Genomic DNA, 14170 nt, shown 5'->3' with positions numbered 1-14170 from the left:
TTTAAATTTATTGATTTTCACTTTCAAATTTTTTTAGTAAATTATGTTTTAAGATTTCATCCGAATACTCTAATTGATTTAAAGCATTTTCCTTCCTATTTTTAAGGTCTTCATTTTCATTTATTTTCTCTTCAGTAACCATATCGAAATAAGTATTAGTTTGGGCCATATAATAATACTTGCCGTCAATAAAGGAACCATCTCTAAAAATGACATTGCCTTCTTTAGAATTAAATAAGTCTTTACCCATTAAATTATTATTTGGAATATCAAATAAGCTGCAGATAGTTGGGTATATATCCATTTGACCACCACAAATACTGTTCACACCTTTGTTAGATTCATCAGGAAAGTGAATCATCATAGGTACTTTTTGAAGTTTAATCCACTGAAGATCAGATAATGAATCTTTGTTTAAAAATTTAGCAAGCTCAGATATATGATCCTTCGGAATAGCATAATGATCTCCGTACAATACTACTACCGAATCCTTTAAAACACCTTCCTTATCAAGTTTATCAAAAAACATGCCAAGCTGCTCATCGGTATAATGTATACTTTTTAAATAATTTCCTAAAAGAGTTCCCTCGTATGGTCCGACGTCAAAGTTACCATAATTATCAACATCATCATAAGGGAAATGGCTACTTAAGGTTATTAAAAATGAATAGTAAGGTTTGTTAAGTTCTTTAATCTTATCTACAGATTGAGAAAGAAATGATCTATCACTCAATCCAAGACCTACAGTTTCATCTATATCATAATTTTTCTCACTATAGAAATTATTGAAGCCGAATCTCTTATAAATTATATTTCTATTCCAAAAGGTCTCCCTATACCCATGTAAAGCAGCAGTATCATAGCCTAAGTCCCTAAAATTCTTAGGCATGGAATTAAATTCATTACCACAATATAAAAAATAGGCTGCACCAGAAACTGCTGGATAGAGGGAATTATTAGACATAAATTCAGCATCTGAGGTTCCTCCTGCGGCAATTTGATAATAAAAATTATCAAAATAAACGCTGCTCTTAGCCCATTTATTTAAGTTTGGAGTTATATACTGTCCTTCTACTTTATTATTTATTACAAAGCCTTGTAGAGCTTCCACTTGAATCATAATTAGGTTTTTACCCTTTGCAATCCCCTTAAGAGAAGATGTATCTTGGGAATTGGTTTGCAAAAAGGTTTTTATTTCACTTTCCTTCTCTTTTGAAACAGGAGTTCTTCTACTTACACTAGCATAGAGTGAATTGTAGAAATCTAAATAGTGATAATTAACCGAGCCAAGATTTTTTACTATATAAACCTTATTATACAATGTACTCAAAAGTCTTGGTTGCTCCTTAGATAAATCATAAAAGCTATTTATATTGATAACGGAACTTATAATCATTAGAATGAAAAAAAGTGATAATTTTAATGATCGGGGTATTTCTATCCTATTTATATATCTAAATTTATTTATTTTCGGAAATATAAAAATTATATCTATAGCGTACAGAAAATCTGAAAATTTCATAAGATTGCTGACGCTAGATTTTACTGCACCCAACTGAAGTCCATTTATTAAAACCGGTATAGATATTACATCCTTAAAGTATCTAAAATATGTAAGGTCCGCTATAATAAAGATTGTTATAACTATATTGCATATATATAAAAATCTAACCCTTCTTTGACTATTTAAAAGCAGTGATATTGCTGCAAGGAGTAAAACAGAGGCAAATACAGGTGGAAATAATGAGAAATATGAAAAGTAACCGGTTTCCATTTGTCTTCCATAAATAAGAACTTTTGTTACTACTAAAAGTACAAATAATAATACATCTAAATATGTACGGATATATGAATTTATTTTTTCCATCTTTTATCCTCCAGATAATAAAGTATTCACCACTATAAATTATAAAACTAATATATGTATAATTGTAAAACAATATGTTAATAAGTTGTTTACAATTATGATTTAATTATATGTTAAAAATATTAACTATTTTACATAAAAATGTAATTTGAATTCGTATTATATGAAAATAATGTTAAAATGATGTTTAATTAAGGAATAATTAGTTAAAAAATAACTAATTTTGTCATAAAATTTATGTATAAAAATATTTTCTCAATCCTATTTATTTAAGGAAATATATTAGGGTATTTTAAAGGGGCTATTTACATAATAGAAATAGTGTAGCATAATATATTTGTTATAAAGAAAAAATCTAGGAGGAATTGGAAATGTTAGATGATGAATTAAAACATGAAGGACTCATTATAGATGAAAAAGAAGCTAAAAGACAATTCTTAGAAGAGTTAAGAAATAAAAATATGGAAGAAAATAAGAAAAAGGAAGACAATAAAACTGCTGATAATACCAATGCTAAAAATAGCGAAGCAGTAAGCAATGAAGAACCAAGTGTTAAAGAAACAGTTGCTGATGAAATAGCAAATGAAGAGGTAATAAGCAAAGAGCAAGTAGCAAGTAGTAAGGATACAGAAAGCAAGAAGGAAACAGTAGAGGAAGTAGAAATAATAAATGAAGATCCTAAGAATGAAGAAGTAGTAAGTGAAGAGATAGTAAATAAGGAAGATACAGTAGAGCTGGAAGAGTCTAAAGATGAAGAAACAAATAAGGATGAGATATCAGAAAATGCAGCTTTGGTTCCAGAAGATAGTGCTACCCATTCAAAAGAAAGAAAATCATTTTTAGACAGTGCACTTAAAGTCTCTTTAATAGATACAGCAGTAACGGCATTAATGTCCCTTGTTGGTGTTTACTTATTTGATGTGATTTTAAGGCTAGTGCTTGGATACTATGTAGCAGACTTTAAAGGAGTATATATAATTATATTTTTAATAATACTAGTTTTGTATCCAGTTATCATGCAGAAATCAAAGTATGGAAAAACTTTAGGACAAAAATTCAGTAAAATATAGACACAAGAAAGGGAAGATTAATAATTGAAAAAAGGCAATGAATATGAATTTTATATAGAAAAAACGGAATTTCCAGCTACAGGTGTAGCAAATTATGATGGACTTAAGGTATATATAAAAAATGCTTTTCCAGGGCAAAAAGTAAAGGCTAGAGTTTCAAAAAAAAGAAGAGAATATGCGGAAGCTAAAATAACAGAGGTACTAGAGAATATAGATTATGCAAAAGAAGTAGCTTGCTCTCACTTTAATCTTTGTGGCGGATGTAACTCTCAATTTCTTCCTTATGAAAATCAACTAGAATTTAAAAAAGATCAAGTACTGGAGCTTTTAAGTAATGCAGGTATTAAAGACTTTGAATTCCTTGGCATAGAAAAAAGTCCAGAGGAATTCGAGTATAGAAATAAAATGGAGTTTTCCTTTGGTGACGAAGAAAAAGGCGGAGAACTCACATTAGGTATGCATATAACAGGAAAAAGCTTTGGAATTGTAAATGTTCACGGTTGTCAGATAGTAGATGAAGATTTTAGAATTCTTTTAGATACTGTAGTAAAGTATTTTAGAGAGAAAAAACTTCCTTATTATAGAATAATGAAAAGAGAAGGTTATTTAAGAAATCTTGTAGTAAGAAAAGGAAAAAATACGGGCGAAGTTTTAGTGAATATTGTTACCACTTCACAGATAGATTTTGATTTTAGCGAGCTAAGCAATATATTGCTAAACTTAAATTATAATGGAGAAGTAAAGGGTATATTACATACTATAAATGATAGTTTTTCTGATGTAGTTCAAGCTGATAGCGTTGAAATTTTATATGGAAGAGACTATATAATAGAAGAGATTTTAGGTCTTAAGTTTAAAATAGCTCCAGAATCCTTTTTCCAAACAAATTCAAAGGGAGCAGAAAGTCTCTACAGTATCGTAAAAGATTTCTTAGGGGATGCTTCTTCTAAGGTAGTTTTTGATTTATATTGTGGTACTGGAACTATAGGGCAAATTGTGGCTTCTAAGGCAGCAAAGGTTATAGGTGTTGAACTTATAGAAGAGGCTGTAAAAGCTGCAAATGAGAATGCAAAACTTAATGGTTTGTCTAATTGTAACTTTATAGCTGGAGATGTAGCAGAAGTTATAAAAACTATTAAAGATAAACCAGACGTGATAATTTTAGATCCACCAAGACCAGGAGTTCATCCTACTGCATTAAATTATGTTATACAATTTAATGCACCGGATATAATCTATGTATCATGTAATCCGAAGACTCTAGTGACAGACCTTCAGGTATTACAAAATGCTGGATACAAGGTTGAAAAAGTTAAACTTATGGATATGTTTCCGCATACACCACACATCGAAACGGTCGTTAAACTATCTAAGTAAAATCAAAAGCTAAAGGAAATTTGGATAATAAAAAAATAGATAATTACTATGAATTTACTGCCAATGAAAATGAATTCGTAGTAATTATTTTTTTGCTACTAAACTTTCAAATATATTTACAGTACTCTGTTTCATTTTATTTGTAACATGTAAATATGTGCCTATAGTAGTAGCAAGCTTACTGTGACCTAATCTCTCTTGAATGTCTTTAATGATGAAATGAATTTAATAATTGATAAAGAGGTCAAAAAATATAAAGTTTGGAGATTAATATAAGTCAAATATGTTAAGAATAAAGAAATAATAAAAACAGGGTGTTGGTAGCACTCTGTAGTATACAATTCTAGTTGCTTAGGCAACTGGCATCACTACATTTTTATAAGTGAAAAATAGTAGCATCCATTTGCACATGGGGCTACTATTTTTTTTTCTAACGGGTATTTGTTTTGGAAAAAAGGTTTAAAGGCATTTCTGTAAAATTGAGGTTTCTTAATAACCTAATATTTGTATTGTTATTTTTGTAAATGGATAACATTCTTATTTTTCATGTTATAATTATATTCGTGCTACAATTATATTACGGGAGTTGAATATTATGGAATATAATAAACTTAATGAAAAAGCAAAAACGTCATGGATGTTAGCAAGACTTATAACAACGGTTATAATATCAACATTATTAGGAATAGGTAAATGGTTTTTTACTTATAAACTAAAAGCTAGCTTTTTTATAAAATTAGATGTACACATTAGTGTAACAATTATTGTGATAATAGGATTATTGTTATTAAATACATTTATATATCCAGCTATAGAATATGCTCAGTGGAAATATGCCATAACTAAGGATAAGATAGAGTTTTCAGAAGGAATTTACTCTATAACTACAACTATAATTCCTATAGTTAGAGTTCAACATATAAAGGTAAATCAAGGGCCTATAAATAAAATTTTTAATTTAGCAGACATAAGCATACATACGGCAGGAGGAAGTCATAAAATATCTAATATAGATATGAAAAAGGCAGAAGAGATAGGTGAGTTTTTAAAAGATAAAATAAGAGAAAAGGTAGAAGGCTATGATAAATAATATTAATAGAAACCACTGGATATATATAATAAAAAATATAATTAATCTTATTAAAAATAGTATTTTTATATTTATACTATTAGCAGTAAATAAAAAAGGAATTTATTATATTGGAATTTTTTTAGTTGTAATAATTGCTATATCAATACTAGAATGGAGAAAAACAATATTCTATATTGATGATGATTTATTAGTATATGAAAAAGGTGTTATTTCAAAATCAAAGGAAGAAATTCCTTTCAGTAAGATAAACACAATAGATGTTGGACAAACTTTATTAGATAGAATGTTTAATGTATTGAATATGAAAATAGATACCGGAAGCGCTGTGGCTGCAAAATCTGAATTAAAAATAATGGCAGATAAGGAATGTATAGAAGAGCTTAAGGATATAATTTTAAGTTCAAAAAAAGTAGCTACAGGTGAAAATAGCGAAGCCGCAGAAAGTAACATAACAAATATTACAGTTAAAAAGGTTATAACTAATGGTGAAATATTAAAATATGCACTGACTAAATCTAAGCTTGGCTGGGCAGTAGGAGGTTTCTTTTTATTAAACAATGTATTAGATGATATAGGAAAATTTTTAGATATATCCTTTTCTAAGTTTATAAGCAGCAATATGAATATAGATTTTATTAGGGCTAAATCAATTGCTATTTGTATTGCAATTTTAATAGGATTTGTAGTATTAATATATATTTTAATAACAATATTATCAATAGTATTTGAGTTAATACGTTTATACAATTTCACAGTAACATCTAATGAAGAAAAAATAAGTATATCCTATGGAATTATAAGTAAGAAGGAATATTCTTTTAATATAGATAAGATATATGGAATAAGATACAAACAAAGTATATTACAACAAGTTTTAAATATTTATACGGTAGAAATTATAACCATAGGATATGGTGATGAGAAAGATGAGAAAGCATTATTATATCCTATAGCAGATGATAATTTTAAAAATAAATTCATAAAGAAACTGTTACCTGATATATCCTTTGAAGCAGAAGTGAATAAACCTCCTAAGAGTAGCTTAATAAGATTTGTGTTAAAAAAATTTATAATATCGCTTATTATATTAATACCAGCGTATATATTTATAAAAATTGCACCACAAAATATTAAATTATTAATTATTATGCTTATATTAAGCTATTGTTTAATTTCAGGATATCTAAATTATAAAAATACATCATTAGGAGTCTCAAAGAAATCTTTAATAGCAAGCACAGGAGCTTTTTCAAAGGTAACAACAATAATAGGACAAGATAACCTTCAATCAATAACTAAAAATCAAGGAATATTTCAAAAAATGGGTAAGGTTTGTGATTATAAGATAGATTTATATTCTAATAAACTTGGAGATATTCTTCACGTAAGGCATATGAGGGAAGAGATATATACACAATTGCAAAAAAATTTAATTTTATAAATCGCTTTCACAGAGTGCGATGGGAGTATTAGAGCGGGTAAGTCATCGAATAAATAAAAATAACATTTATGAAAGGCAGAAGAATTTTTACTTCTGCCTTTTTATTGCTGAATTATTTAATTCAAGTTGCTAAAGAACAAACTTTTAATAAGCTGGTTTTAAGTACTTTTGAATCTAATGATATAGATAAAAAATTCTATAAAACCAATAAATGTATATTTTTACTTTAATTTTATATAGTAATTATTGTGTAATTGTACAAACTTATGATAGAACATGAAATGCAAGTAAAAAGTAATTAAAAGGAGGAATAACTAAATGCCAAGCAGAGATAAAGAAGAATTAGTATCTAAAGATAATGAAACGTTAAATAGACTAAAATTAGGAGCTAATGAATCTGGAAGTTGTGACTATCCTAATATACAAAGATTTGGCTTCACTTCTGAAGAAAAAAAATCATCGGATGAAGAATATACTCAGATGGAATAGAGAATTAGAAAATGAATTTCTCCATATTTTCTCCATAGTTATAATTTATAATTAGCTCAAACAACAGATTGAGATAGTTAAAAAAATTAATATTATAGGAGGAAATCAATATGTTCTGTGGATTTGGAGGTTCCGGTTTTGGATTTAGCCCATGGATGTTTATGATGATGGGTATTAGAATATTAGTATTCATAGTTTTAATAGTATTCGGAGTTAAGCTTATAAAAAATTATACATCAAAATCTAACGGTGCTTTAAAAATACTTGATGAAAAGTTTGCTAGTGGAGAAATTAGTGAAGAAGAATATATTAAAAGAAGAACTGTTATTGCACATACGAAATAGAAAATTTAATTTTTAGGAAAAGCTAAATGTATACCCTCTAGTTTTTATAACTAGGGGGTTGATTTATATTTATTAATAATGACGGTTTGACATATGGTAAAATATAATAAAGTTTTAAAATGGGATGTTATAATAAAGAGGTGTTAATAATGAGTGATATAAAGACAATATTAGTAGTTGATGATGAACCTAAGATTGTTGAAGTAGTGGAAGCTTATTTGAAAAAGGAAGGCTTTAATGTGTTAACTGCTGAAGATGGTGAAAAAGCATTAAAATTATTTAAAAATGAATTAATTCATCTAGTTGTTTTGGATTTAATGCTTCCCAAAATATCTGGAGAAGAGATTTGCAATAGGATAAGAGCAACATCTGATGTTCCTATAATTATGCTAACGGCTAAATCAGAAGAAGATGATAAAATTGAGGGCTTAGCTATTGGAGCAGATGACTACTTAACTAAACCTTTTAGTGCTCGTGAATTAGTGGGAAGAGTTAAAGCTCTGATTAGAAGGTCTTATAGAGATTCTAGTCCTCTTGCTGATTACTTGATTTTTAATAATGGGGATTTAGAGGTAGACATAAATAAGATGAAAGTGAAAAAAGATGGCGAGTACGTAAATTTAACTACTAATGAATTTAAGATACTAGTAGCGTTATTAACTAATCCAGGACAAATATTTTCAAGGGAACAATTAGTTGAAAGAGCTTTTGGATTAGATTATGAGGGTTTTGATAGGACTATTGATAGTCATATCAAAAATATAAGGCAAAAGATAGAAGATAATCATAAAGAGCCTAAATATATTATCACAGTTTACGGTATGGGCTATAAGTTTGTAGGTTAATAATAAGTTACAGGTTTATAAAGAGTGGGAGTGGGCTGAAATGAAAATGTCCTTGATGAAAAAGTTATCTGCAGGCTTTCTTCTTGCAGTAATAGGAGCGATATTAATAGTAAGTTTTATTTCAAATTATATGGTTGGAAAAAAGTTTAACAACTATCTAATAGATGAACATAAAGATAAAGTAAATAAAATCATAATTACTGCCCAGGATTTATATAATGACAAAACTGGGTTTTCGAATATTAATAAAGATGAACTATTGCGATATGCAGTATTAGAAGAATTTTATATACAAGTGAAGGATTTGAGTGGAAATATAGTATTTGATTCCGGTAATTCTCACCTTCAGCATAGAAGTATGATGGAATCAATGATGGGAACTATGATGAAAAGTGGTATGGGCAACCACTCTAGTATGAATGTAGGAGAATATAAGGAAGAGATACATTCCTTAGTAAAGGATAAAAAAAATATCGGTAAAATAGTTGTTGGATATTTTGGAACCTCATATTTAAATCAAGGGGCTTTGACTTTTAAAATGACATTAAATCATTCCTTTATACTCTCAGGGTTTATAGCTCTACTATTTGGACTTGGGGTAAGTTTTATTTTAGCTAAGCAGCTTACGAAGCCATTAGTTAAGATAACTAAAACTGCTAATGAAATGAGAACAGGGGATTTAACTGTTCGTTCAAAAGTTGAAACGAAAACTAAGGAAATAGAAGAGCTTTCAGCTTCAATAAATTACTTAGCAGAAACCTTACAAAACCAAGAAATGCTTAGAAAAAGGTTAACTTCTGATATGGCACATGAAATTAGAACTCCTCTTACTACACTTAAAACTCATGTAGAAGCATTGCTAGATGGTATATGGGAACCAACAGAAGAAAGACTTCAGAGTTTTTATGATGAAATAGAAAGATTGACAAGCTTAGTAGATAATCTTCGTAATTTAGCAAAATTAGAGCAAGCAGATTTAAAATTAAATAAGACAAAATTTAACTTATCAAGTGAACTAGAAAAAGTAATATTAAGCTTTGAGCCTTTATATTCAAAAAACAATCATATTATTATATCTAATATTGATAAAAATGTATGGGTGTATATGGATAAAGATAAGTTGAAGCAGATAATGCATAACTTATTATCAAATGGTTATAAATATTTAAAATCACAAGGAAAAGTAGTAGTAGAACTTAAGAAAGAAAAAGAAGGTATTTGCATTAAAGTTCAAGATAATGGGATAGGTATTCCAGAAAAAGATATGCCTTATATCTTCGAGAGGTTTTATAGAACTGATTTATCCCGAAGCAAAAGTACTGGAGGTTCTGGAATAGGGCTGACTATTACTAAAAGTTTAGTAGAGTCTCATGGCGGAAAAATAAGTGTGGAAAGTAAAGAAGAAGAGGGAAGTACATTTATAGTAAAACTTCCTAAACAGACAATTTGCGAAATTGGTAAGGAGGAGTGGTAATTACTTCTCCTTATATTTTTTCAAAGCCTTCTCTTTCATAATTCCTCCATAATTAAGCTTTATAATAAAAGCATAAAGAAGAGAAAATAAAAAGGAGAGATTTTTATGAAAAAGAGAATAATGATTTTAATGGCAACAGCAGTATTGGCTATAGGAGGAATTTCAGTAGTTTATGCGCAAGGAAGAGATGATATAAATTCTAACAAATCAAATGAAAAAGTAAGTTATCAGTATACAAGTAATTTTAATGATATGGCAGAGATTATGAGGGAAAATGGTTTTAGTGATGCAGCGAAATCTATGGAAAACAAAGATTTTGATTCTATGAATAAGTTTATGGATAACTTAACAGATGAGGATTATAAGAAGATGACCGATATAATGAAAAACAATGGATATGCTCCAATGGCAAAGATGATGGAATCTGTTAGTAGACAAGACATGATAAATATGCATAGATCTATGATGGGAAGATAGAAATTATAATAAAAGAGCAAACCTACAATAATTGTAAATTTACTCTTTTCAAGATAAATGAGTGTACGAACAAAAGTAAATATAGTATGGACAGATCTTTTAAATAAAAATGATATTCTAAAATTTTCAGAGGGAATTTGAGTTGCTTTTATTAGCTAAATTCAAATTTCTTTTTTTATTTATATAAAAAACATACTGAAGTTTATTTAGTATTAGTAAAAAATGTTGTAAAATATTTATTTTTACAATGAAAAACCACTGTTGGAAGGATGAAAAGTTTCGATAATATTCATAATACTGTGAGAAAATATATATTTCGACAAACATTACCAAGGAGGATTAATCATGAAATTAGGTGTCAACTTTAAAAGTATTCGTACAAAACTAACAATAAGTCTTATCAGTATTTGTTTAGTACCGCTGCTAATTTTAGGAGTGGCAACTTACTTCCAATCCAAGAGTGTTTTATCTAAAAAGCTAGAAGTAACGAGTAAGCAGACTTTAACAGAAATAGGTAATGGCTTAGATAACTATTTTGCCAGTTTATCAACATCAATAAAAATGCTTTCAATTAACATTAATTTTGTAGATTGTAATAGTGAAGAAAGAGCTACATATGCTGGGTATCTATTGAGCAATGTAAAGGAAAGCAATCCTGATATACTAAATACATTTTATGGAACAGAGTCAGGGAGATTTATAGTCTATCCTAAACTTGAATTAGCAAAGGACTTTAATCATAAAACTAGACCATGGTATACCTCTGCATTAGAAAAGAAGGGACAAGTAGTGATTACACAACCTTATAAGGATGTTTCAACGGGAAAGATGGTAATATCCTTAGTAAAGTCTGTAGAGAAAGATGGACAGGTTGTAGGAGTAATAGGAATGGATATATCATTAGATACACTATCCAAGACATTATCTCAATCTAAAATAGGTGATACAGGATATGTATTCATAGCTGATAATAAGGGTTTAACTATCTCACATCCTAAAAAAGAGATGATAGGTACAGACACTCCTACGAAGCTGAGTTTTTGGAATGATGTGAGAAATAATAAAGATGGCTTTACAAAGTACAATTACGGAGGAGAAAACAAATTTGCTACATATAAAACTAATGATACAACTGGGTGGAAAATGGTAGCTTCTATGAATGAAAGTGAGCTTAATAAAGATTTAAATAGCATCAGATCTTCAATATTAATAGTGGTACTAATTGTAGCTGTTATTGCTATATTTATAGCTACAGCTCTAAGTAAGGGAATTGCAAATAATCTAAATAAAATAAAGCACGCTTTTAACTTGGCTTCTAATGGAGATTTAACTGCAGAAGTAGATATTAAATCCAAAGATGAGTTTGGTGAGTTAGGAAAAGATTTCAATATTATGATTGATAATATATCAAACTTAATGAAGAGTGTGGAAGCTTCCTCAAAGACTGTATTAGAAACTTCCTCAAATCTTGCAATTATGGCAGAGGAGACTACATCTTCAGTGGGGCAAGTATCGCATGCTATAGAAGAAATAGCTTCAGGAGCTACACATACAGCACAAAGTGCTCAAGAGGGAGCTGAGGACATACAAAATTTATCTGAGGGTTTAGATAAAATTGAAATATCCACAGGAAAAATGGAGGAAATATCCACAGATGCAAAACAACTTGGCTCACAAGGATTAGAAATGGTACAGGTTCTTGGGGAGAAGTCTGATAAAACTAAGTTAGCAGCATTGCAGGTTAGCAGCATAGTTAAAGAAATGAACAGCAGTACAGATCAAATTGATGCTATTTCAGGTACAATTTCAGATATTACTGAACAAACAAATCTTTTATCTTTAAATGCATCTATTGAGGCTGCAAGAGCAGGAGAGGCTGGTAGAGGCTTTGCGGTGGTAGCAGATGAAATAAGAAAACTAGCAGAGCAATCTAAAAATTCTACTGAAGAAATTAAAAAAATAATAGAAGATATTAAGTCAAAATCAACTACTGCTGTAAAGGCTATGGATGAAACAGAGATTGTTGTAAAAGATCAAGAAGAGGCAGTTGTAAAAACGCAAAAGATATTTAGAGAAATAATAAGTTCTATTGGAACTTTAACTGAAAAGGTTGATGAAATTAAGAACCACACAATAGATATCAATAATAAAAAGGAAAAAGTTGTTGGACAAATTGAAAATATTTCATCTATATCTGAAGAAACAGCTTCTGCTACAGAAGAAGTATCTGCATCTGCAGAGGAGATTAATGCTACTATGGAGGATTTTACAAGATATGCAGAGCAACTAAAAAGTCTTTCAGCAGAGTTAGAGATGGAAATAGGTAAATTTAAACTATAATCTAAATTTTTAGTTAGTTTCCCTGTAAAAGCTTAGTATATAACAATAAAGTTACATGCTAAGCTTTTATTTTTATCCGATGTCTACCGCCACTAACACCCCAACTTATTAAAGTTGGGGATAAGTGGCGCTACGGCCCTGGATAACGGCTTCTAAGCTTCAGATGGAGTTTAAAACTCCACCTGAAGCCAAGAATCCTGTTTATCTTGAAAGATATAAAAACTTTTTTTATGATATTTTTGTGAAATTAAGGGAATTAATAATGCAGTTTATAGATAAACTAATATAGGATACATAACCAAGGTCTAATATACAATGAAAAGGAGAATGAAGTTATGAAAAAATTTGTTTGTACAATTTGTGGTTACATACATGAAGGAAACGAACCACCAGAAGTATGCCCTATATGTAAAGCACCTGCAGAAAAGTTCAAGGAAGTGACTGACGGGTTAGATTGGGCAGATGAACATAGAATAGGAGTTGCCTCAGACTCAGATGCAGATGCAGAAATACTTGAGGGATTAAGAGCTAATTTTACAGGAGAATGTACTGAAGTTGGGATGTACTTAGCAATGTCAAGGCAAGCTGATAGAGAAGGCTATCCGGAAGTAGCGGAGGCATACAAAAGAATTGCTTTTGAGGAAGCAGACCATGCAGCAAGATTTGCTGAGCTCTTAGGTGAGGTCGTTAAGGCTGATACTAAGTCAAATTTAAGTGCTCGTGTTGAAGCTGAGTATGGAGCTTGTGAGGGCAAGAAGAAGCTAGCAACTCTAGCAAAACAAAAAAACTTAGATGCTATACATGATACAGTACACGAAATGTGTAAGGATGAAGCTAGACATGGTAGAGCTTTTAAAGGCCTATTAGAAAGATATTTTCAATAATAAAAAGGGGATGCTTTTTTAGAAAGCATCCCTTTTTATCATTAGAAAGGCCTTATTCCGGTTTAAAAGTATGACAATTTGTTTCTTCGTATAAATTAGCTCCATCACCAGTTACCTGTATGCTGTCAGCATAACAGCATTTGTTGTGATTATATGTACAGCTATGTACATTGCATACTATAGCATTACATTCATCACTATCATAATTAGTGTTGTTAGTTAGTGTGCTGTAATGATTTTTATCTAGGAAAGAAGCACAATTAGTTTGTTTAGAGTTTTCTGCATTTCCTCCAGCTACATTTATACGATTGGCATAGCAGACATTACTTTTATTATGAGAGCATTTAGTAACATCACAAACTATTTTAGGCATAAAATTACCTCCTTAAATCTTTATGATTTTAATAAACCAATATTAGTTTTAGCTAAAGTTTTCATAATATACAGCAGGTAGGGTATGTTATTGACA

The 14170-nt window shown here is 29.5% G+C and carries 14 protein-coding genes and 1 pseudogene; 12 read left to right on the top strand and 3 right to left on the bottom strand.

Annotation, left to right across the window (positions count from 1 at the left end; translation table 11 throughout):
- Positions 1-7 precede the first annotated feature (7 nt).
- Complete coding sequence (locus I6U51_RS08640; RefSeq protein WP_211142276.1) at positions 8-1867, bottom strand: LTA synthase family protein; 1860 nt, start codon at positions 1865-1867, stop codon at positions 8-10.
- A gap of 371 nt (positions 1868-2238) precedes the next feature.
- Between I6U51_RS08640 and I6U51_RS08635 the strand changes: the two genes are divergently transcribed.
- The gene (locus I6U51_RS08635; RefSeq protein WP_211142275.1) at positions 2239-2937 is read left to right on the top strand and encodes a hypothetical protein; all 699 of its coding nucleotides are present in this window, start codon (positions 2239-2241) and stop codon (positions 2935-2937) included.
- 24 nt (positions 2938-2961) lie between these two features.
- A complete protein-coding gene (gene rlmD, locus I6U51_RS08630) occupies positions 2962-4314 on the top strand; it encodes a 23S rRNA (uracil(1939)-C(5))-methyltransferase RlmD (RefSeq protein WP_211142274.1) in 1353 nt (450 codons plus the stop codon).
- A gap of 84 nt (positions 4315-4398) precedes the next feature.
- Here rlmD and I6U51_RS24730 read toward each other — a convergent pair.
- A pseudogene (locus I6U51_RS24730) lies at positions 4399-4527 on the bottom strand (site-specific integrase); the annotation flags it as partial.
- A gap of 382 nt (positions 4528-4909) precedes the next feature.
- Between I6U51_RS24730 and I6U51_RS08625 the strand changes: the two are divergent.
- The 10 genes from I6U51_RS08625 to I6U51_RS08580 all read left to right on the top strand — a co-directional run bounded on the left by I6U51_RS08625 (position 4910) and on the right by I6U51_RS08580 (position 13701).
- Positions 4910-5404 (top strand): PH domain-containing protein, encoded by a 495-nt coding sequence (locus tag I6U51_RS08625; RefSeq protein ID WP_211142273.1) that lies wholly within the window; start codon positions 4910-4912, stop codon positions 5402-5404.
- Positions 5394-6848, top strand: coding sequence for a PH domain-containing protein (locus I6U51_RS08620; protein WP_211142272.1), 1455 nt, complete (start codon positions 5394-5396; stop codon positions 6846-6848). Before I6U51_RS08625 ends, I6U51_RS08620 begins: the two co-directional genes overlap by 11 nt.
- Positions 6849-6916: 68 nt before the next feature.
- Positions 6917-7078: an N-acetyltransferase gene (locus I6U51_RS08615; protein ID WP_211142271.1), complete on the top strand. Its 162-nt coding sequence runs from the start codon at positions 6917-6919 to the stop codon at positions 7076-7078.
- Between the two features lie 88 nt (positions 7079-7166).
- On the top strand, positions 7167-7337 hold the full coding sequence (locus tag I6U51_RS08610; RefSeq protein WP_211142270.1) for a hypothetical protein: 171 nt from the start codon (positions 7167-7169) through the stop codon (positions 7335-7337).
- Positions 7338-7447: 110 nt separating this feature from the next.
- Complete coding sequence (locus I6U51_RS08605) at positions 7448-7681, top strand: SHOCT domain-containing protein (protein WP_211142269.1); 234 nt, start codon at positions 7448-7450, stop codon at positions 7679-7681.
- A 149-nt stretch (positions 7682-7830) separates the two neighbouring features.
- Entirely contained in the window at positions 7831-8526 is a 696-nt protein-coding gene (locus I6U51_RS08600) for a response regulator transcription factor (protein ID WP_211142268.1), read from the top strand.
- Positions 8527-8566: 40 nt separating this feature from the next.
- The gene (locus I6U51_RS08595; protein WP_211142267.1) at positions 8567-10000 is read left to right on the top strand and encodes a sensor histidine kinase; all 1434 of its coding nucleotides are present in this window, start codon (positions 8567-8569) and stop codon (positions 9998-10000) included.
- Positions 10001-10105: 105 nt separating this feature from the next.
- Positions 10106-10477 carry a hypothetical protein gene (locus I6U51_RS08590; RefSeq protein WP_211142266.1) on the top strand — a complete coding sequence of 124 codons (372 nt, stop codon included), beginning with the start codon at positions 10106-10108 and terminating at the stop codon, positions 10475-10477.
- Positions 10478-10822: 345 nt separating this feature from the next.
- Complete coding sequence (locus I6U51_RS08585) at positions 10823-12817, top strand: methyl-accepting chemotaxis protein (RefSeq protein ID WP_211142265.1); 1995 nt, start codon at positions 10823-10825, stop codon at positions 12815-12817.
- Positions 12818-13152: 335 nt separating this feature from the next.
- Complete coding sequence (locus I6U51_RS08580; RefSeq protein WP_178908145.1) at positions 13153-13701, top strand: NADH peroxidase; 549 nt, start codon at positions 13153-13155, stop codon at positions 13699-13701.
- 52 nt (positions 13702-13753) lie between these two features.
- On the opposite strand, the gene I6U51_RS08575 is transcribed toward I6U51_RS08580, so the two are convergent.
- Positions 13754-14074, bottom strand: a complete 321-nt coding sequence (locus I6U51_RS08575; RefSeq protein WP_211142264.1) for a DUF1540 domain-containing protein — start codon at positions 14072-14074, stop codon at positions 13754-13756.
- Positions 14075-14170 lie beyond the last annotated feature (96 nt).

Origin of the sequence: Clostridium aciditolerans (genome assembly GCF_016316925.1) — a bacterium.
Lineage (GTDB): Bacteria > Bacillota > Clostridia > Clostridiales > Clostridiaceae > Clostridium_AM > Clostridium_AM aciditolerans.
The sequence above is the reverse complement of the archived record's forward strand: the minus strand, read 5'-3'. Positions and strand labels throughout refer to the sequence as shown.